Annotated in this window: 16 protein-coding genes; 7 read left to right on the forward strand and 9 right to left on the reverse strand. The window is 67.6% G+C overall.

Annotated features, from left to right (window positions below; genetic code table 11):
- The first annotated feature begins 64 nt into the window (after positions 1-64).
- The 4 genes from BHD05_RS13685 to BHD05_RS13700 are packed head-to-tail and all read left to right on the forward strand — an operon-like array spanning position 65 to position 4,632.
- Positions 65-775, forward strand: coding sequence for a hypothetical protein (locus BHD05_RS13685; RefSeq protein WP_161886917.1), 711 nt, complete (start codon positions 65-67; stop codon positions 773-775).
- 31 nt (positions 776-806) lie between these two features.
- A complete protein-coding gene (locus BHD05_RS13690; protein WP_236966556.1) occupies positions 807-2,951 on the forward strand; it encodes a S9 family peptidase in 2,145 nt (714 codons plus the stop codon).
- Entirely contained in the window at positions 2,948-3,211 is a 264-nt protein-coding gene (locus BHD05_RS13695; RefSeq protein WP_202614227.1) for a mycoredoxin, read from the forward strand. The genes BHD05_RS13690 and BHD05_RS13695 overlap by 4 nt, the downstream gene beginning before the upstream one ends.
- Positions 3,212-3,246: 35 nt before the next feature.
- On the forward strand, positions 3,247-4,632 hold the full coding sequence (locus BHD05_RS13700; protein ID WP_161886919.1) for a maltokinase N-terminal cap-like domain-containing protein: 1,386 nt from the start codon (positions 3,247-3,249) through the stop codon (positions 4,630-4,632).
- Positions 4,633-4,724: 92 nt separating this feature from the next.
- Here BHD05_RS13700 and BHD05_RS13705 read toward each other — a convergent pair whose 3' ends face one another.
- Positions 4,725-6,896 (reverse strand): DEAD/DEAH box helicase, encoded by a 2,172-nt coding sequence (locus tag BHD05_RS13705; protein WP_161886920.1) that lies wholly within the window; start codon positions 6,894-6,896, stop codon positions 4,725-4,727.
- A gap of 334 nt (positions 6,897-7,230) precedes the next feature.
- On the opposite strand from BHD05_RS13705, the gene BHD05_RS13710 reads away from it, so the two are divergent.
- Positions 7,231-8,175: a phosphodiesterase gene (locus BHD05_RS13710; protein WP_161887562.1), complete on the forward strand. Its 945-nt coding sequence runs from the start codon at positions 7,231-7,233 to the stop codon at positions 8,173-8,175.
- Between the two features lie 9 nt (positions 8,176-8,184).
- Here the strand turns inward: BHD05_RS13710 and BHD05_RS13715 are convergent, their stop codons facing one another.
- The 4 genes from BHD05_RS13715 to BHD05_RS13730 form a co-directional block, all read right to left on the reverse strand.
- The gene (locus BHD05_RS13715; protein ID WP_161886921.1) at positions 8,185-9,783 is read right to left on the reverse strand and encodes a stealth family protein; all 1,599 of its coding nucleotides are present in this window, start codon (positions 9,781-9,783) and stop codon (positions 8,185-8,187) included.
- A gap of 110 nt (positions 9,784-9,893) precedes the next feature.
- Positions 9,894-10,241 carry a DUF6804 family protein gene (locus BHD05_RS13720; RefSeq protein ID WP_161886922.1) on the reverse strand — a complete coding sequence of 116 codons (348 nt, stop codon included), beginning with the start codon at positions 10,239-10,241 and terminating at the stop codon, positions 9,894-9,896.
- A gap of 28 nt (positions 10,242-10,269) precedes the next feature.
- Positions 10,270-10,923, reverse strand: coding sequence for a GDSL-type esterase/lipase family protein (locus BHD05_RS13725; protein WP_161886923.1), 654 nt, complete (start codon positions 10,921-10,923; stop codon positions 10,270-10,272).
- 52 nt (positions 10,924-10,975) lie between these two features.
- Positions 10,976-12,475 carry an SDR family oxidoreductase gene (locus tag BHD05_RS13730; protein ID WP_161886924.1) on the reverse strand — a complete coding sequence of 500 codons (1,500 nt, stop codon included), beginning with the start codon at positions 12,473-12,475 and terminating at the stop codon, positions 10,976-10,978.
- A gap of 172 nt (positions 12,476-12,647) precedes the next feature.
- Between BHD05_RS13730 and BHD05_RS13735 the strand changes: the two genes are divergently transcribed.
- Entirely contained in the window at positions 12,648-15,983 is a 3,336-nt protein-coding gene (locus BHD05_RS13735; RefSeq protein ID WP_161886925.1) for a carbohydrate binding domain-containing protein, read from the forward strand.
- Positions 15,984-16,074: 91 nt separating this feature from the next.
- Here BHD05_RS13735 and BHD05_RS13740 read toward each other — a convergent pair whose 3' ends face one another.
- From BHD05_RS13740 to BHD05_RS13755, 4 genes are all read right to left on the reverse strand, one after another.
- Positions 16,075-16,929: an aldehyde dehydrogenase family protein gene (locus BHD05_RS13740; RefSeq protein ID WP_161886926.1), complete on the reverse strand. Its 855-nt coding sequence runs from the start codon at positions 16,927-16,929 to the stop codon at positions 16,075-16,077.
- A complete protein-coding gene (locus tag BHD05_RS13745) occupies positions 16,926-18,401 on the reverse strand; it encodes an aldehyde dehydrogenase family protein (RefSeq protein ID WP_161886927.1) in 1,476 nt (491 codons plus the stop codon). The genes BHD05_RS13740 and BHD05_RS13745 overlap by 4 nt, the downstream gene beginning before the upstream one ends.
- 4 nt (positions 18,402-18,405) lie before the next feature.
- Positions 18,406-19,419, reverse strand: coding sequence for a deoxyribose-phosphate aldolase (gene deoC / locus BHD05_RS13750; RefSeq protein ID WP_161886928.1), 1,014 nt, complete (start codon positions 19,417-19,419; stop codon positions 18,406-18,408).
- Between the two features lie 100 nt (positions 19,420-19,519).
- The gene (locus tag BHD05_RS13755; RefSeq protein WP_161886929.1) at positions 19,520-19,987 is read right to left on the reverse strand and encodes an SRPBCC domain-containing protein; all 468 of its coding nucleotides are present in this window, start codon (positions 19,985-19,987) and stop codon (positions 19,520-19,522) included.
- Between the two features lie 100 nt (positions 19,988-20,087).
- Here BHD05_RS13755 and BHD05_RS13760 point away from each other — a divergent pair, with 100 nt between their 5' ends.
- Positions 20,088-21,020 carry an ROK family protein gene (locus BHD05_RS13760; RefSeq protein ID WP_161886930.1) on the forward strand — a complete coding sequence of 311 codons (933 nt, stop codon included), beginning with the start codon at positions 20,088-20,090 and terminating at the stop codon, positions 21,018-21,020.
- Positions 21,021-21,027: the final 7 nt, after the last annotated feature.

A 21,027-nucleotide genomic window follows, 5' to 3' on the forward strand; every position in this document is an offset into this window, starting at 1 on the left:
CCACTGCGATTAGATGGTCCTCGGGGCGCCGGATGCGCTTCACAGCATCGATGGGGGTCGTGCAGTGAGTATTGCTTTTGCCGTTCCGGAATCCGCCGTCTGGCGAGACGAACTCTGGGACACCATTCTTGACCTGAGCGCGCTGCTCGACGAGGGTTCCTGGGTTCTCGTAGGAGGGCACGCCGTCCTGGCCCACGCCCTCGCCCACGACCGTGACTGCGAGCTCGTCAGCCACAGCGTGCGGCCGCTCGGCCGCCTGGTGACGACGGCGAGCGCCATGCCCACGGTCATCCGCTGCCTGCGCGAACTCGGATTCGTGCTCGAGGGGACCTCGATCGCGACGGAATTTCGGTTCAGCCGACTGCCGGAACGGGGATCACTCAGCGACCTTCCCCAGCAGTGGATCGTGGATGTGACGGGAGTCACCTCCCTGAGCGGTGGCGACCAGGCACTCGAACGCTGCGAACCCCGCGGCGCGAGCAAGGGACTGCGCGCACCGTCCGTCCCGCTGCCGAGCCTGCTCGCGTCCATCGTCTACGAGGCCGCGCAGTTCGGATCCAGCACGACCGAACCGTTCGTGCATGCAAGGAACGCCGCGTTCCTCGTGTCCTTCGTGCACAATCCGATCGGCGCCCGGCAGGAGCTCACACCCGACGACCGCCGCATCCTCCGTGCGCTCGATGCCGCGGTCGGGCTGCGCCAGCACTCGGTCTGGTCTCGACTGCCGATCGACCCGGATGCGTTCATCCGCTGGAAACTGCTCCTCGCCGAGTGATCCGGGCGGCCAATGCTCGGTACGGTGGAGGGTGATCAATTCGAACCCGCCTTCCGCCCGCCGGCTGCCCATCGTCCGCACCCACCATGGTCACGACTTCACCGACGATTACGAGTGGCTGCGCGACAAGGATGACCCGGCAGTCATCGCTCACCTCACGGCGGAGAACGAGTGGACGGTTGCGAATACCGCCGATCTCGGGTCGCTGACGGACGAGATTTACGGCGAGATCAAGGCGAGGACCCAGGAGACCGATCTCTCGGTGCCGACGCGCCGCGGCGGCCACTGGTACTACACCCGCACTGTCGAGGGGAAGTCGTACGGGGTCTACTGCCGCGCGCCGATCGCCGGCGAGGACGACTGGAGCGCACCGGCGACGGATGCCGGCTCCCCCGTCGACGGCGAGGAGGTGCTCCTCGACGCGAACGCCGAGGCGGAGGGGCACGCCTTCTTCTCGCTCGGCAGCTTCGACGTCTCCACCGACGGCACCCGGCTCGCGTGGGCCGTCGACGTCGCCGGAGACGAGCGCTACACCCTGAGGATCAGGGACATCGCGTCGGGCGAGGTCAGCTCGATCGATGAGATTCCGGGCACTGCGGCCGGAGCGCTGTTCTCGCTCGACGGTGCCTATGTCTTCTACTGCACCGTCGACGACGCCTGGCGCCCCGACACCGTATGGCGGCACCGGGTCGGCACCGCCGCGGGCGACGACGTCACCGTGTTCACCGAGCCGGACGATCGGTACTGGGTCGGGGTCGACCGCACCCGCAGCCGCAAGTACCTGATGATCCACATCGGGTCGAAGATCACGAGCGAGGTGCGCCTCGTCGAGGCCGCCGACCCGACGGGAGAGTTCCGCGTCGTCTGGCCACGAGTTGAGGGTGTCGAGTATGACGTCGAGCACGCCGTCGTCGCCGGCGAGGACCGGCTGCTGATTACCCACAACGACGGCGCGGAGAACTTCGAGCTCGTCGACGTCGCCGCTGCAGACCCCCTCGGTGACCGTCTGGTCGTCATCCCCCATTCGCTGCAGGCCCGCCTCGAGGGAGTGGATGCGTTCCGTTCACACCTCGTGGTGTCCTACCGTCGTGAGGCCCTCACCCGGGTGGGAATCATCCCCCTCAGCGCCAGGGTCGCCGTTGCGGCATTCGTGGGCTACGGTGCCCTGCGCGAGCTCGAATTCGACGAGGCGCTCTTCGATGTGGGCATCGGCGCCAACCCGGAGTGGAACGCCCCCACCCTGCGCCTCAGCTTCACCTCGTTCGTCACCCCGACATCCGTCATCGACTACGACGTCGACGCGAACGAATACCGGCTGCTCAAGCGCCAGAATGTGCTCGGCGGCTACCTCCCCGAGGACTACGAGCAGGCGCGGGACTGGGCGACGGCATCCGACGGCACGAGGGTGCCGATCTCCCTTGTCTGGAAGAAGGGGCTCGTCGACGCCTCCCGCCCGGCGCCGACCCTGCTGTACGGCTACGGCTCCTACGAGGCGAGCATGGATCCGAGTTTCTCGATCGCCCGCTTGTCGCTGCTCGACCGCGGGATGCTCTTCGCGATCGCGCACGTGCGCGGCGGAGGGGAGCTCGGCCGGCGCTGGTACGAGGACGGCAAGACCCTCACCAAGCGAAACACCTTCACCGACTTCATCGCCGTCGCCGAACATATCACCTCCGAGGGGCGGACGACCCCGGAGCAACTGGTGGCGGAGGGGCGCAGCGCCGGCGGCCTGCTCGTCGGCGCCGTCGCGAACATGGCCCCGCACCTGTTCCGCGGGATCCTCGCCGGCGTGCCCTTCGTCGACGCGCTCACGAGCATCCTCGACCCCGAACTGCCGCTGACGGTAATCGAGTGGGACGAGTGGGGAAACCCGCTCAGCGAGCGCGACGTCTACGAGTACATGCGGTCCTACTCGCCGTATGAAAATGTGCGCGACGACGTGACCTACCCCGCGATTCTCGCCGTGACGAGCCTCAACGACACCCGGGTGCTGTACGTCGAACCGGCGAAGTGGGTGGCCCGCCTGCGCGAGGTCGGGGCACCGGCACTGCTCAAGACCGAGCTCAGCGCGGGCCACGGTGGCGTGAGCGGACGGTACGAAGCGTGGCGTGAGCGCGCCTTCGAGTACGCGTGGGTTCTCGATGTCTCAGGCGCGGCGCGTAGGCTCGAGAAATGACTGTGAACTACACCCCCGACGCCGGCGGCATCACGATGTTCTCCACCCCGTGGTGCGGCTACTGCACGCGACTGAAGTCGCAGCTGACCAAAGCGGGCATCGCGTACCGCGACATCGACATCGAAGCCGTTCCCGGAACAGCCGAACTCGTCGCGACGATCAACGGCGGAAACCAGACGGTGCCGACCGTGCTGTTCCCTGACGGGTCGTCGGCGACCAATCCCTCGCTCGCGGAGGTCACGGCACGCCTCGCGGCGTGACACCACGCGATCCGCCCGACCCAGCTGGAGGCACCATGACAGCCCTGCCCGAATTCCTGTCGACCTGGATCACCGAGCAGCGCTGGTACGCGGGCAAGGGCCGAGCCCCGGTCTGGGAGAGACTCGGCGGGTTCGACCTGCCCGACCCGGACGGGCAGGCTCACATCACCGTCCACCTCTTCCTCGACACGGCCGAGCGGCCCCTGCTCTATCAGGTGCCGCTGACCGAGAGGTCGGCACCTGTCGCCGGACTCGATCATGCCCTCATCGGCAGCTACGAGGAGAACGGCGTCACCCGGTTCGTCTACGACGGCCCGCGGGACGAGGCCTGCGCCAAGGCAATCCTTCGCCTCATCCTCGACGAGGGCGCCGTACTCCCCGACGATGGCGCGCCCGGCATTGCCGCGCGCGGACACTGCGTCCCGACGACGCCCGCGATCGAGATCCGTGGTGCCCGCGTGCTCTCCGGCGAGCAGTCGAACACCTCGATCATCTACGACATGGTCGGGCTCGACGGCACTGGGGCCAAGCCGATCATCTGCAAGGTGTTCCGGTCGCTGCATCACGGCGAGAACCCCGATGTGACGCTCCTCAGTGCTCTCGCCGGCGCTGGCTCAACCGTCGTGCCGCAGTCCATCGGACACATCAACGGCCAGTGGCACGACACGGGAGAACCGACGGGGTTCGCCCACGGCCACCTCGCCTTCGCTCAGGAGTTCTTCCCCGGCGTCGAGGATGCCTGGCGCGTGGCCCTCGAGGCGGCGGAGGCGGGCGAGGACTTCACCGAGCGGGCACGCACCCTGGGCGAGGCCACCGCCGACGTGCACACGACCCTCGCCGGAGTACTTCCGACGCACGCGGCCGCCCCACGCGACATCGCCGCGACCATCGCGAGCATGCGGGCCCGGTTCGACGAAGCGGTCGCGGAGGTGCCGGGGATCGAGCAGCACCGCGCGGCGCTCCAGTCCGTCTATACGCGGGCAGCGACATCCGTCTGGCCCGCCATGCAGCGCATCCATGGCGACTTTCACCTCGGCCAGGTGCTCTGGGTGCCCGGCCGCGGCTGGATCATCCTCGACTTCGAAGGCGAGCCGATGCGCCCCATGCTCGAGCGTGCGCGGGAGGACTTCCCTCTGCGGGATGTCGCCGGGATGCTGCGCTCATTTGACTATGTCGCCGGCTCCGTCGCCCAATCCCGCGGCCAGTCCGTGACCGACTGGGCGCTCGCGGCGAGGCGTGCATTCCTTGACGGGTATATCTCCGGCTACGGCACGGACCTGCGGGCGGACCGTTCGCTGCTCGATGCGTTCGAGATTGACAAGGCCCTGTACGAGGCTGTCTACGAGGCGCGCAACCGACCCGCTTGGCTCTCGATACCGCTCGCCGCGATCGACCGGCTGGTGGAACGCGCCGCCTCCTGACCCAGGGTCCGCACGCCAGGCGAACCGCCCACACCTGTCCCCTCAAGCGCCCGGAACCCGACACAACCGGGCAACTCGCAGCCCCCGCAACGTCAGTGCAACTGGCCCGAGACCTCGAGCGCCTCGCGCAGCAGGTGCATGAGGGCGTCGAGCTGCAGACTCGACTCACCGATCACCACGGAATCGTCGCCGTCGAGAGCGCGGGCGGCGAGGCCAGCCTTGCTGCCGATGAGCTCGGCGATCTTCGCGTCGATTGTCTGCGCCGCGATGATGCGCCACGCCGTGACAGGCTCTTCCTGGCCGATGCGGTGCACACGGTCGATCGCCTGCGTCTGCTCCGCGCTCGTCCAACTGAGCTCCGCGAGCACGACGTTCGACGCGGCCTGCAGGTTGAGGCCCACGCCGGCCGCCGTAAGCGACGCGACGACGACGGAGACATCCGGATCGTTGTTGAACGCGTCCACCTGTGCCTGCCGGAAGGCGGCGGTCTGGTCGCCTCGGATCGAGACGGTCTTGAGGCCGCGCTTCGCGAGGGTCTGCTCCGCGATGTCCATGACGTCGATGTGCTTCGCGAAGAAGACCACCTTGCCCACGGACCGGGCGAGCTGCGCGGTGTAATCGGCGGCGAGCACAGCCTTGGCCGTTCCGATCTTGCGCACCATCGTGAAGACATTCTCGCCCGTCTTGGCCGCCTTGGACTCCTCCAGCTCGGCTTGGGCGACGAGCCGCACGAGCGCGTCCCTGTCGATCTCGTCGGGATTCTTCGACAGCTCGAGGCCGCGGTTATAGCGGTCGAGGAGGCGCTTCGACAGAGCCGCCTCGGCCTCGCGGATGGAGCGGCCCACCTCGTCGTCGAGTTCGACGGGCAGGTCGGCGATGCGCTTCGACGGGAGGTCGGCGGCGACATCGAGCTTCTTACGCCGCACGATTCCCATGTCGATGACAGTCTGGCGCGCCTCGGCGAAGAAGCCGAAGTCGGCGGGCGTGAGCCCCGTCTCCTCGAGCCGGTCGAGCAGCGTCGCCGTGGGCTTCTCGCCGTCGATCCAGCCGAGGAACTGCCAGATCGCCCGAAAATCCTCGATCGTGTTGATGAGGGGGGTGCCCGTGAGCGCGATCATGAGTGCGCGCGGCGAGCGGGCACGGATGCTGTCGGCAAGCGACAGAACGTGCTTAGACCGCTGCGACTCGCGATTCTTGATGAAGTGCGCCTCGTCGACGACCATGCCCTTGAACCCGAGGGTGCGCAGCCAGCCGACGTGCCGGTCAAGAACGTCGTAGTTGACGATCACGATGTCGGCGAAGGCGTCGAGGCTCTCACCCGAGCCGTGGATGACGGTCGCCGTCTTGTTCGGCGTCCAGAGTTCGACCTCCCGCGCCCAGTTCATCTTCACGACGTTCGGCGCGACGACGAGCAGGGGGTAGGAGTTCGATGCGGCCGCGGCGAGGAGCGCCTGAGCGGTCTTCCCGAGTCCAGGCTCGTCGGCGAGCAGGTAGCTGCGGTGGCCCTCGCGCACACTCGCAACGAAGGCGGCCTGATGGGTGAAGAGCTCGCGTCCGCCCGGAACCCGGCGGTCGCCTGCCGTCGGGTCAGGCAGGTGCATGCTCGCTGCCTGACCGCCGGCGCCGTATTCGAAGGCGCGGAACAGCGGTTCGAGCAGCTCCCAGTTGGCAAGTCGCCTGGTCGTCGGCTTGGCCCTCACACTCTGGCTGAAATCGGGGGCGAGGAACGGGTTGGACAGTTGCCTCGCGACGACGGACTTCGGAACAACTTGGCGCTCGGCGGCTGGCGCGACCGCGACCGGCTCCTTCGTGATCACGAGGTCGTCCGGGCTCATCTGCACACCTGAGGCCATCAGCATGTCGCGGCGCAGCCCTCTTGCGGCATCCGACACCACCGCGTCCTCAGCGAGGAGCTGGATGAGCGAGGTGTCCCGCGCGGCCGTCTTGGCGAGAATCGTAGCGACACCGTCGAGGCGCTTGAGCACCTCCGCGCGCTCGGAGTCGGTCACCTCGGTGTCCTTCTTGGCACGCGAGCGCTCTTCCCGCACGAGCAGCGCGACAACCTGGAACTTGGTGCGGTTCGATGGCCCCACCTTGCCCCGCTCTGCCGCCGCCTCGATCTCCCGCACGGCGCGCGCCAGCACGGGGATGAGACCGACCTCGTCACCGTGGTGCGCTCGTCGCTGCTGCGACGGACGACCGGATGCTGTCCTCTTGGGTGATTGTCCCCGCTGGGACGTCCTCGACTGGCCTGACCGAGCCATGTTCCTCCTGAGCTGAGCGAGCTGAACGGATGCGGCGCTGACGCTACCTGCCGGAGGGTCGTGCACCGCTGGGGTGCCGACCCGGACGACCTCCGGTGGAGGACGATCACAGACCGGTGGGCGCGGAATCCAGCCCCGAGCAACTTGCGGACAAGGTCGGGACGGAAAGCGGATTCGTCGTGCGCTGCTAACAGACTACGCGGATCGCGGGCCACATTTCCACACCGACGCTCCGTAACTCGCACAACCGAGACACGAGTGTACCCTCCTTGGGGGCCAGACTCTCCGTGGTTTGTTCACCCCTTGGCAAGGTTTAAGTGCTGTGATGGGTCTCATGTCCGGTTACAGGGCCCAGTACGCGAGGCCAGACCATTTCATTCTGCACTTGAGCGACACCCACTTCGTGGCCGATGATCACCTGTACGGAGCGGTCGACAGCGAGGGCCTGCTGCGGCAGCTGGTCGCGGAGCTCGAGGCATCCGGAGCCCGCCCGGAGGCCATCGTCTTCACCGGAGACCTCGCCGACAAGGGCGAGGCGGGCGCCTACACCAAGCTCCGGGAGATGATCGAGCCCGTCGCAGAGCGGCTCGGCTCGGAAGTCGTCTGGGTGATGGGCAACCACGACGACCGGTCCACGTTCCGCCGCGAGCTGCTCGGCCAGCTGCCGACCTCCAACCCGATCGACCGGGTGCACGACATCAACGGTCTGCGCATTATCGCTCTCGACTCCACTGTTCCGGGCCACCACCACGGCATCGTCTCCGACGAGCAGCTCGACTGGCTCGCCGAGGAGCTGTCGGTGCCGGCGCCGCATGGAACCATCCTGGCGATGCACCACCCTCCGGTGCCAAGCGTTCTTGACCTCGCCGTGCTCGTGGAGCTCCGCGAGCAGGACGGGCTCGCCGAAGTGATCAGGGGCTCGGATGTGCGCAGCATCATCGCCGGGCACCTCCACTACTCGACGACAGCCACGTTCGCGGGGGTTCCCGTCTCGGTCGCGTCGGCAACCTGCTACACCCAGGACCTCAATGTTCCGGTCGGCGGCACACGCGGTCGCGATGGGGCGCAGTCATTCAATCTTGTGCATGTCTACGACGACACCGTGCTCCACTCGGTGGTGCCCGTGGGCAACTACCCGACGGTGTCGAACTGGGTCACAGCGGAGCAGACCGTGGATATCCTCGCCGAGCACGGCGTTGTTATCCCGGATGCCGTGAACCCCCACGTCACCGCGGAACCGCCCTTCGTGCTCCCGCTCGCCGCAGTCGCCGCCCTCTGAGGGCGGGGCTTAGCCCGCTTCGCTATCCGACCGACCGAGCACCCCGGATTGTTCGTCTGCCGGCGCCCGTTCCCAGGGCGCCGGAATCGAGAAGTAGCGATCCAGGAACGAGAGCACCGCCGCCGCGCGTTCCGCACCGTCGATCTCGGGGAAGCTGCCATCGTTGAGGCAGAAGAAATCATACGAGCGTCGCTTGAGGAGCCGCTTCAGATCACGGAGCCCCTCGCGCATGGTCGTGTCGACGTACTTGACGCTCGCCTGCGTCTGGGTGACGGCCTGGCCGGTCATCAGCGCATAGTAGTGATACAGCGAATTCGTCACCGAGATATCGGTCGCCGAGCGAAACGGGCTCGCGCTCGTGCGAGTGAAGTCCTCGGCGAACTCGCGCTCGAGCTCGAGCAGCACCGACTTGCGGAGCGGGGTCGCGGCGTGTTCGAGGTGACGCGTGGTGATCTTTCCGAACCGCTCGTCGAGCAGCCGGCGGTTCACCCGCGCGCCGTTCTCGAACCCGCTGCGGCCGGTGTGGGTCTCGCCAAGTCCGATGCGCGTGTTCGCCTCGATGAACTTGGTGACCCCGCCGGGGGAGAAGAACATGTCGGGCGAGATCGGGCGACCGAAGAACATGTCGTCATTCGAGTAGAGAAAGTGCTCAGAGAGCCCCGGGATGTGCTGGAGCTGCGCCTCGATCGCGTGCGAGTTGTGCGTCGGCAACACCGAGGTGTCGACGAAGAAGTCCTCGCTGCGCACGATGGTGACGTCCGCGTGCTCGTCGAGCCACGCGGGCACCGGCGAGTCTGTCACGATGAAGATGTGCCTGATCCACGGCGCGAACAGGTGCACTGAGCGCAGCGCGTACTTGAGCTCGTCGATCTGGCGGTAGCGCGCCTCGGAGCTGTCGCCTTCGCCGACGACGTAGCTCTCCATGCGCTTCGCCCGCGCGCGCTGCCAGTCGATCGACGCCCCATCGACCCAGGAGAAGACGATGTCGATGTCGAAGCCGATGTCGCTCGCGTGCTCGGCGAACATGCCGTCGAGAGTTGGCCAGGTCTGCCCGAACAGGTCGACGGTGCCCTCGACCGCGTCGGCTGCGAGGAACGTGTTCCGCATGAGGGCGTTCTCGGCGGGGGCGATGATCGTCCCGCCGACCCACTCCCACAGCTCGACCCTGACGCCGGTCGCGGAGCCGTAGCGCAGCCGCCCCTGCGGCTCGATGCGCGGGCGGTACAGGGTGAAGGCGCGCGCCTTAGCGTCACCCGCGAGCCGACCCTCGGCCACGAGAACGGGCGGACGGCCCCGCTCGCCGGCGGGCTTCGAGTAGAACGGCTCGTTCGCGCACGCCTCCGCGAGGGCCGCACGCAGCTTCTTCCGCCGGGAGAAGTCGACCGCGATAATTGGTCGGTCCCCTCCGTCACGGATCAGGAAGAACGGGATCTCAGCGGAATCCAGCACCGAACCGAGGAACAGGAGATCCTCGATCATCGATTCGCGCGGCGTGAGATGGCCGTTGACGAGTGTGAACATCCCCTTGCGGACGACGACGTCGGCACGCCGGATCACGCCGGGGGAAGCGAGGGATGACACCACTACTGGCGCAAGGTTGTCGGTCATTCAGGGCCCAATCGTCTGAGCCTGGCCCGCTGCCGTTCTTCTGGTTCGGGCCCTTAGCTTCTTCCATTATCACCCCGCCCGGGACGGGTTCTCCCCGCCTGCCAGTCCGGTCAGCGCCGGTTGCGGTCCTCGGGGTTCGGCACCTTGATCAGGAGGCCCGCCGCAACGAAGACGAGGGCGGCCACGAACTGCACCGCTTGCCACGCCACGCCGTCGAATGGGATCACGATGATGGGGTTCCAAGCGACCGCGATGGGCACCAGAGCGATGAGCCACCACCACTGGCGGGACTGCCAGGCGAACACGCTGATGATGAGCGCAAAGATGCTCGTCACGTAGCGGATCCAGGTGAACCCCTCCGTGCCGACAAGCACGGCGCCCGCCGTGAGCACGATCGCGGCGAGCACTCCGGGTACGAGGGCGGTGCGACGGAAGGCGGGAGTGGGATAGGTGGTCACGCGTCAACGCTAGCGGTCGCCGCTCGGGTCAGCGGGGCGGGCGGGTGTACTGGTCGGGCCTGATGATCTGAATCGGAGTGGTCATCGGCGGCATTTCCCGAAGCCGCACGAGGGCGGGCCGCAGCTCGCCGAGCCATGCCTCGTAGCCTGCATCGTTCAGATGCAGACGATCGTCGGAGAACTCGGCGTTGAGCTCACCGTCCTCGAGCGCCATCGCGGGCCACAGGTCGAGGAATTGGGCGCGCACGGTTGAGGAGAATTGGCGCAGGTGGATGTTCGCGTCCTGGATTCGGTGAGCGTACTCGCGGCCGCGGGGAAGGATCGACTGCACGAGCATCCGCGAGCCGGGCAGTTCCTTGCGCAGCCTCACGCACGCCGACTCGATGTTGCGCACGAGATGCTCGACGGTCTGGCGTGTGCCGAGGTCGTTGGTGCCGATGAGCATGACGATCTCGTCCGGCCGCAGCTCCACGACGTCATCGACCCGGGCGATCAGGTCATCTGTCGTGCTCCCGTCGACGCCCAGATTAACGACGTTCAGATCGGGGAACCAATCGGCCCAGCGACCGCCGGCGGTGAGGCTGTCACCAAGGAACGCGACAGTGTCGCGCTCGTCGTGCGCGTCATGCTGGTGGCTGCCGTCGTGCTCGCCCGTCGCGCCGTCTGGTTGTGCGTCGTTCATGAAGACCTCCCCGTAATCACGCTCGCCGGAGCAGCGTGTGGTTTCCTCCACCCTAGGCCGCGATGACCTTCTCTTCCCCTCCCAGCACCGACTTCTCAGCTCTCGCCTCGGCAGTCTGAGTGATCTTTGTGGCCATCGAGTTGAAGATGATGCCGTGGAACGGGAGGATCGAGAACCAATAGAGGCGACCGCCGAGGCCCTGGGGGAAGAAGATTGCGCGCTGGCGGTAGTCCGACCCGCCACCGAGAGCCGGTTCCACACTGAGTTCGAGCCACGCCCGGCCCGGAAGCTTCATCTCGGCACGCAGGCGCAGGAAGCTGCCCCGCCTGATCTCCTCGACACGCCAGAAGTCGAGCGCGTCACCCGAGTTCAGCGTCTCAGCGTGGCGCCGTCCCCTGCGCAGACCGACTCCCCCGACGAGCTTGTCCAAGACTCCCCTCGCGGCCCAGGCCACCGGGAGTGAGTACCAGCCGTTGTCCCCTCCGATTCCCTCGATGACCGCCCACAGGTCTTCAGGCGACGCGTCCGTGTGCTTCTCCTTGAGGTCGAGATAGACCGTGTGGCCGGTCCAGTCGGGGTCGGAGGGCAGGAGGTTCGCCGGGGCGCCCTCGACGGAGGAATTCAGCCAACTCGTCTCGACCTCGCCGTCGCGCATCCGGCCGAGGGCCAGCCGTACCGCGGTCCGGTACGGCGTCAGCCCACCCTCCGGAGCGGGAATATAGTTGGCGATGTCGTGCTCGTGGATCACGCAGTCGTACTGCAGCGACGCGATGATGGGGATCGCGAGGCGGCGCGGGATGGGTGTGACGAGATTGACCCACTGAGAGGCGAGCCACGGGGTGAGCACCGGCAGCGCGGCGATCGCCCGCTGCTTCAGGCCGGCCTCGAGCGCGTAGCCGTTCATCATCTGGCCGTAGCGCAGCACATCCGGTCCGCCGATGTCGAACGTGCGGTTCACCTCTGGTGGCAGCTCTGCCGCTTCGACGAGGTAGTGCAGCACGTCGCGCACGGCGATCGGCTGGATGAAGTTGCGCACCCACTTGGGGGCGGGCATGTAGGGCAGGACGTCGGTGAGATGCCGGATCATCTCGAACGCGGCGGAGCCGGATCCGATCACGACCCCGGCCTGGAGTGCGACGGTCGGAACCCCGGATCGGATGAGGATGCGACCGACCTCTGCGCGCGATCGAAGGTGCGGCGACAGCTCGCCGTCCGGGTGCAGCCCACCGAGGTACACGATGCGGCGCACGTCCGCGGCCAGGGCGGCACGCGCGACATTCATCGCCGACTCCCTCTCTGCCTGTTCGAAATCGCCGGACCCGCCCATTCCGTGCACGAGGTAGTAGAGCGCCTCGATGCCGTCCACGGCATCGACGAGCGAGGCAGGATCGCCGAGGTCACCCTTGACGATCTCGACCTGGTCGGCCCACGGCACGTCGCGCATCTTGGCCGTGTCCCGCACGAGCACCCGCACCTCGTGGCCTGCCTCAAGAAGCTTCGGCACGAGCCGCCCGCCAATGTAACCTGTCGCACCGGTGACCAGAATTCTCATTGTTTGACCCTAGCCGCGACCCCTGTGACTTGCCGGGGGTTTCGTGTTCTCCTCTGACGACCAAAACTAGCTTTGCCGCGCACGCGATTTCATGGCTAGGCTTGCGGAATCTGGCCGACGACGGTCAGACGAGGCGGCCAATGGGGGTCGTCGACTATCTGGTGGAGAAGACATGTCCATTACTTTGAGAGCGCTCCCACGGATAATCGCTGCTGCGGTTGCCGTGCCGGCGCTCATCGTTCCGATAGCGGTCGGGGGTATCTCGGCCTCAGCTGCCGAGACAGTATCCACGGTCGACGACTTCGAGACTGGCGCCCCGGCCCCCGACTATTTCTCCTACGGCGGAGGCGGCGGCGGGGCCGGCATCGGCATCGTCGACATTGCGCCCGGCACCGCCGGGGCCAAGCCCGGTCAGACCGAACCGACAAAGGTTCTCTCCTACGGGTTCGACGTTCCCGCCGGCGCCTACGCCGGCTTCGGCCACAACTTCCCCGCGGCAGCCGACTGGAGCGACTTCGACGGCGTGAGGTTCATGCTGAACGGCACAGGCTCCGGAGCCGTCCTTCAGTTCGAGATCTTCGACGGCGGAACCAACTCCGACACGTCGGAGCGGTTCGAACTGGAGTTCACCGATGATGTGGCCGGATGGCGCCCCATCGAGATCCCGTGGTCGTCTCTTGTTCGCTCGACCGACTTCAACCCCGGACCGAACGACGGCCTTGGTCTCACCACGATGTGGGGCTACGCGGTTCCTGCCGTCAGCGGCACCGCCACCCTGCAGATCGACGACGTCGAGCTATTCGCCGGCGCCGAGGTGACGCCGACGGTCTCCCTGTCCGCCGCATCCGCCGAGGTCATCGAGGGCGCGACGACGAACATCAACGTGCGACTCAATGTCGCGCCGACAGCGCCCATCACCGTCGACTACGCGACGAGCGACGGCACGGCTGGCGCCGACGACTACACCTCCGAAGTCGGCACGCTGACCTTCGCCGCGGGCGAGACGACGAAGACGATCTCTGTCGCCACGACCGACGACAACGCCGAGGAGACGAGCGAGACCCTCGCGTTGACCCTCAGCAACGCCGTTGGAGCCGCGCTCGGCACCCCGAGTGCCGCGACGATCACGATCGTCGACAACGACGGCCCGGTCGTCGGCCCGCCCACCGGCCGCACACTGCTGGTCGAGGACTTTCAGGCCGCACTGCCGACGGGCACGGCGGGAACCGTTCCCGTCGGCTGGTTCAACGCCGAGGACCCCAACAGCACCGTCGCCTTCGGCACGGTTCCGTCTCCCGTTCCGGTGCCCGATGAAGCTGCCGGCAACGACGTGCTGTCATCGGCGTTCACCGTGACGTCCTACGGAGTCGTGGTGGACAACTTCACGAATGACGCCGTCGACGCATGGACCACCCAGGACTGGAGCACCTACGAGGGCATCGGCTTCTGGATGCACGGCAACGGATCGGGCACGCGCCTGTTCCTCGACATCCAGGACAACCGCAACCCCGGTTCGACCGTCGACGACGCCGAGCGTTTCGTTGTCGAGTACACCGACAACTGGACCGGCTGGAAGTTCCAGCAGTTCGACTTCGCCGACTTCGCGCGCAAGAACATCAACAACAACGCGCCCAACGATGGTCTTGGACTCACCGACATGCACGGCTTCGCGTTCGGCGCGCTCACCACGGCCGGCACGCAGACGTTCTACTACGACGATGTGCTGCTCTACGGCCAGGCCGCCGAGGTTCCCCTGACGGTCGGGTTCGACCGCGCCGGGTACGAGGTTCTCGAAGGCTCCGACGCCACCGCGACCGTGCGGCTGAACCGCGTCGCCGCCACGGACGTGACCGTCGAGTTCGCCACCGCGGAGTCCGCTGCACGCACCGCCACCGAGGACCTGCCCGCGACGCTCGATCGCGACTTCACCGCAGCCAGTGGAACCGTCACGATCCCCGCCGGGAAGCGTGAGGCGACCATCACGGTCTCCACCCTTCAGAACGCCAAGCACGAAGTGGACGAGACCTTCCTTGTCGACCTGTCGAACCCGATCGGAGCCGAGTTCGGCTTCGTGAGCAGTGCCACCGTGAGTATCCAGGACGACGACCCGATCGACTTCACGATCGTCGACGACTTCGAGTCCCACCCGTGGCTCTTCGACACCGAAGGCGACATCGACCTCACCGTGCGCGAGGCTGCGGCCGGCAGCTACGCCGGACAGGATGTCTTCGAGAACGTGCTCGACGTGATGACGGGCGGTGAGTCGACGCTCTCACGCGACTTCGCGTCCGGTCAGGACTGGTCCGCCTATGAGGGACTGTCGTTCTGGTACCTCGGAGCGGGCGATCGCGACAAGGTCACCGTGACGGTGGCCGACAACGCCGCCCCCGACGACGGGCAAGGCAGCTGGGTTCCCGTGTGGAGCGACGAGTTCGACGGAGCGGCTGGCACACCCGCCAACCCCGACAACTGGAGCTACGAGACCGGAGGCTGGGGCTGGGGTAACGACGAGCTGCAGTACTACACCGACAGCACCGACAACGCGGCGCATGACGGCAACGGCAACATGGTGATCACGGCTCGCGAAGTCGATTCTTCAACCACGGACCTCGACTGCTGGTACGGACCGTGCACGCACACGTCGGCCCGCCTCATCACCGAGCAGAAGCAGGAGTTCGAGTACGGCCGCATCGAGTCGCGAGTGCAGGTGCCCCAGGGCTCCGGAATCTGGCCGGCCGTGTGGACGCTCGGCAACGACTTCCGTGAGGTCGGCTGGCCCCAGACGGGCGAGATCGATGTTATGGAGTTCGTCGGCCGACTGCCGAACGAGATCTTCGGCACCATCCACGGACCGGGATACTCCGGAGGCAACTCCTTCGGCGACACCTACACGTTCGACACCCCCGTGTACGAGGGCTGGCACACGTTCTCGGTCGAGTGGACGCCGGAGAAGATCGACTGGTTCGTGGACGACATCCAGTACCACTCGGCCACCCCGGCGGACGTGGCCGGCAAGGAGTGGGTCTACGACCACCCCTTCTCGCTGATCACCAACGTGGCCGTCGGCGGCAACTTCGGCGGAGCGCCGGGCGAGGATCTCGTGTTCCCGCAGTCGCTCACCCTGGACTACATCCGTGTCTTCCAGGCGCCGGACACCGCCGAACGGTTCGAGACGAGCTTCGTCGACAATCAGGCCGGATGGCGCAAGGTGACGGTACCGTTCGCCGACCTCACGCGTTCCGCCGACCAGCCGGTCGGTGCCCCGAACGACGGCCTCACCCTCACCGACGTGCAGGGCTACGGGTTCGGCTTCAGCGGTGCGGGGTCGGCGAGCCTGGACCGGGTCACGCTGGTCGAGGATGTTCCGACCTGCACAGTGCAAGGCAAGCCGGACGTCCCGGGCAAGCCCCCCGTGACGGGCAAGCCTCCCGTGACGGGCAAGCCTCCCGTGACGGGCAAGCCTCCCGTGACGGGCAAGCCGGCCCTCCCCGGGCGGCCCTGCCGGTAGCGCTCGCGCCGCACTGACGGCACCGGAAACCGAGGAAGCCCCCACCAACTGGTGGGGGCTTCTTCGTTGTGCGGCGTTCGGGCTCCTGAATCTAGATGAGGCCCTTTGTGTGCCAGACCGTCTTGGTCTCGGTGAAGAAGGTCACGCGCTCGACCGACGGCGCCGGAACGCCGTCCTGGGGTGGCAGCACGCGCTTGAGCGTCTCGGCCGAGGCGATCTGCAGATCGACCCAGTCGAGGTCGCCGGCGCCGGCGAGGTCGAGGGCGTTGACGTCGGCGTGGCTGGCGAGCCACGGTGCGATCTCCGCGGCGGACCCGGTGAGGATGTTGACGACACCGCCGGGAACGTCGCTGGTGGCGAGCACCTCACCGAGGCTGATCGCGCTGAGCGGGGAGGCCTCGCTCGCGATCACTACGACGGTGTTGCCGCTCACCAGAGCCGGCGCGACGACGCTCACGAGCCCGAGCAGGGAAGATTCCTGCGGCGCGATGATCGCGACGACACCGGTCGCCTCCGGGGTCGACACGTTGAAGTAGGGCCCGCTCACGGGGTTGCCGTTGCCGGCCACCTGCACGTATTTGTCAGCCCAGCCGGCGTACCAGACCCACACGTCGATCGCGGCGTCAACCTGGGCGGATGCCGCGGACTCGCTCGCTCCCTCCGAGCGGCGGATCTCGTCGACGAACTGCGCGCGACGCCCCTCGAGCAACTCGGCAATGCGGTACAGCACCTGGCCGCGGTTGTAGCCGGTGGTCCCGGCCCAGCCGGAGACGGCGGAGCGTGCCGCGACGACGGCATCCCGGGCATCTTTTCGGGAGCCCTTCGCCGCGTTGGCGAGGAAATCGCCCTTCGCGGTGACGACCTCGTAGACCCGACCGGACTCGCTGCGCGGGAACTTGCCGCCAATGTAGAGCTTGAATGTCTTCGGCACGGTGAGGTGGCTCACTTGCGTGCTCCCTTCGTGACGGCCGGCGCGTTCCAGCCGCGGGATTCGAGGTACGCGGCGAGGCCGTGACGGCCCCCCTCGCGTCCGTAGCCGGACTCCTTGTACCCGCCGAACGGGCTCGAGGGGTCGAACTGGTTGAACGTGTTCGCCCAGACGACGCCCGCGCGCAGCTTGTCGGCCACACCGAGGATCCGGCTGCCCTTGTCGCTCCAGATGCCGGCCGAGAGGCCGTAGGGAGTGTTGTTGGCCTTGGCGATCGCCTCGGCCGGGGTGCGGAAGGTCAGGATGCTCAGCACCGGGCCGAAGATCTCGTCCCTGGCGATGCGGTGGCTCGTCGACACGCCCGTGAAGATCGTCGGCGCGAACCAGAATCCGGCATCCGGCAGCTCGCATGCCGGGCTCCACCGCTCGGCGCCCTCGTCAACGCCCACGTTGCTCAACTCGCGGATGCGGTCGAGCTGCGCGCGGGAGTTGATCGCCCCGACATCGGTGTTCTTGTCGAGCGGGTCACCGACCCGCAGGGTCGACATGCGTGCCTTGAGGCGGGAGACGACCTCGTCGTGGATGTTCTCCTGCACCAGCAGGCGCGATCCAGCGCAGCAGACGTGGCCCTGGTTGAAGAAGATGCCGTTGACGATGCCCTCGATGGCCTGGTCGATGGGCGCGTCGTCGAAGACGATGTTCGCCGCCTTGCCGCCCAGCTCGAGAGTGAGCTTCTTGCCCGACCCTGCCGTCGACCTCGCGATCGCACGACCGACCGCGGTCGATCCGGTGAACGCGACCTTGTTGACGTCCGCGTGGTTCACGAGCGCCTGGCCCGTGTCGCCGGCACCGGTGATGATGTTGACCACCCCGGGCGGCAGGTCGGCCTGCTGCAGAATCTCCGCGAAGATGAGCGCGGTCAGCGGCGTCGTCTCGGCGGGCTTGATCACCACGGTGTTCCCCGCGGCGAGCGCCGGCGCGATCTTCCACGCGAGCATCAGCAGCGGGAAGTTCCACGGGATCACCTGCGCGGCGACGCCAAGCGACCGAGGCGCCGGCCCGAGCCCGGCATAGTCGAGCTTGTCGGCCCACCCCGCATAGTAGAAGAACCAGGCGGCGACGAGCGGAATGTCGACGTCGCGGCTCTCCTTGATCGGCTTGCCGTTGTCGAGGCTCTCGGCGACAGCGAGCTCGCGGGCGCGCTCCTGCACGAGCCTCGCAATGCGGAAGAGGTACTTGCCGCGGTCCGAGCCGGACATTTTCGACCAGGTGCGGTCGTACGCGCGCCGGGCGGCGGCGACGGCAGCGTCGACATCCGCGGCATCCGCGTTTGCGATCTGGGCGATGTGCTTCTCGGTCGCCGGCGAGATGGTCGAGAACGGGGTGCCGTGGCCCTCGACGAACTCGCCACCGATGAACAGCCCGTAATTCTCGCGGAGGTTCAGGATCGCGGTCGACTCCGGGGCCGGAGCGTAGTCAAGAAAACTCATGGGTTCAGTCCATCGTCACGTAGTCGGGGCCGGAGTACCGGCCGGTGGAGAGCTTCTGGCGCTGCAGGAGCACGTCGTTGAGCAGGCTCGACGCGCCGAAGCGGAACAGGTGCGGCTGCAGCCACTCCTCCCCCACCGTCTCGGCGACGGTGACGAGGTACTTGATCGCGTCCTTCGAGGTGCGGATGCCGCCGGCGGGCTTCACCCCGATTCTCTCGCCGGTGAGCCGGTGCCAGTCGCCGACGACCTGCAGCATCAGCAGGGTGACCGGGAGCGTCGCGGCGGGCGCGACCTTGCCGGTGGAGGTCTTGATGAAGTCGCCGCCCGCAAGGATCGCGAGCCACGACGCCCGGCGCACGTTGTCGTAGGTGGTGAGCTCCCCCGTCTCGAGGATCACCTTGAGGTGCGCGTAGGTTCCGTCGTCCCGACGGCAGGCCTCCTTCACCGCGACGATCTGGTCGAACACCCGGCCGTAGTGCCCCGCGAGGAAGGCTCCACGGTCGATGACCATATCGATCTCGTCCGCTCCGGCCGAGACCGCGTTCGTGGTGTCGGCGAGCTTCACCTCGAGCGAGGCTCGCCCGCTCGGGAACGCCGTGGCCACGGCAGCGACGTTGATGCCGTCGTCCCGGCCTGCGGAGTGCGCCGAGCCGAGCGCGGCGACGGCGTCGGGCACCATGTCGCCGTAGACGCACACCGCGGCGACGCGCGGAGTGGAAAGGTCTCCGGGATCGGGCGTCATCGCCTTGGCCACGAGCGAGCGCACCTTGCCGGGGGTATCGGCTCCCTCGAGTGTCGTGAGGTCGATGAGGCCGATGATCTTGTCGAGGGCCCAGGCCTTCGACGTCGTCTTGATCGACCGGGTTCCGAGTGCGGCGGCGCGCGCCTCGAGGCCGACGGCGTCGACCCCGGGAAGACCCTCGAGGTGGAGCCGCAGGCTCTTCTCTGTGAGGTCGCCGCCGATCAGTTCCACGGCCCGTTCGGCCGGGGCGAGGGCGTTGTTCTTGGTTGCTGTCATCGCTCGATTCCAGTCGCGTGCCGGCCGGGCAGGATCCCGGGGAAAGCGGCAGAGTCCAATTCTGCCTCATGCGCGTCGCGAACGCGCACGGGGTGGAGGGTCAGCCGCGACCCTGCTCGGGCCGCGACCGTGAGACGGGCACCGGATAGCGGGCCCAATCGACCGGATGCCCGCGCAGAAGCTCCGCCAGCTGCTCGAGGGCCGCGAGCCAGGTCTCGCGCACCCGCCCGGCGAAGGGCGTGTCGATCACGGCGGTGACGGTGAGCCGAAGCCGAGTGGATGTCCCGCGGGAACCGCCGTCGAGTTCGTCGAGCCGGAAGTCGAACGTTCCGTGGCGCTCGCTCGCGATCGTGAGGTGCTCCGGTTCCAAGATCGCGCCGATCGTGCCGTCGGTGCCGGGAAAATGGGGCGAACCGAGCCAGTCGAGCCGGTAGCGCCCACCGGCCACGGGCTCGATGTCCGCCTCGCCGAGCCAGCCGCTCACGAGCACTGGGTCGACGAGCGCCGCCCAGACGATCCCGCGCGGGAGGTCGTAGTCACGTTCGAATTGCAGCTCGTTCACACTCACGATCTCACCCTACGCGCGGCATCCGACACACCCGCGAACAGCGCGCGGCGGGTCCCCTATGCTCGACGCATGATGACGCCAAGAACATCCCGTGCCGCTTATGAGTGATGCCCTCGCCCTCGCGGTCGACCTCGGGGGGACCAAGGTCGAATCTGCCCTCGTCGACGCCGAAGGCACGGTAGTTTCCGGAAGCCGCTTCCGCGAACCGACGGGGCCCGAGCTCTCGTCGGACGAGCTGGCCTCCGCCGTGCGGTCGGCGATCCTCGCGAGCCTCACGACCCTCGGCGACCCGGGCAGGCTCATCGGTGTCGGCATCGGCAGCGCCGGCCCGATCACCGAGTCGCTCGGCCTCGTCTCGCCGCTCAACCTGCCGGCCTGGCGGGACTACCCGCTGAAGGCCCTCGCCGAGGAGACCGTACCCGGGGTTCCCGCCACACTCCGCATGGACGGCCTGTGCATCGCCCTCGCGGAGCACTGGGTAGGCGCCGCGCAGGGCTACGCCAACGTCATGGGAATGATCGTCTCCACCGGCATCGGCGGCGGCCTGATCCTGCACGGCAACACCGTCTCCGGCCCGACCGGCAATGCCGGGCACATCGGTCACGTCGAGGTCGCCGGCTTCGACGACCCGTGCAAGTGCGGCGGAATCGGATGCGTGGAGGCGATCGCATCCGGTCCGAACACGGCACGCTGGGCGCGGGCCCAGGGCTGGACGGGCGAGACCGGCGAGGACCTCGCGACCAGCTATCGCAACGGCGACGAGATCGCGATCGCCGCTGTCGAGCGCTCTGGCCGCGCGATCGGCCAGGCGATCGCGTCGGCGACCGCGCTCGTCGACCTGGAGGTCGTTGCAATCGGCGGTGGGTTCTCGCAGGTGTCCCCCGACCTTTTCGACCACATCCGCGCCGCGATCGCACGCCGAGCCGAGTTCGGCTTCGTGACCAAGGTCACGGTTGTGCCAAGCGGGCTCTCGAGTGACGGACCGCTTGTCGGCGCGGCTGCGCTCGTGCACCGGGCGGAGACTGTCTCCTAGCGCCAGC

The sequence above is a fragment of the Marisediminicola antarctica genome, from assembly GCF_009930795.1.
Classification (GTDB): domain Bacteria; phylum Actinomycetota; class Actinomycetes; order Actinomycetales; family Microbacteriaceae; genus Marisediminicola; species Marisediminicola antarctica.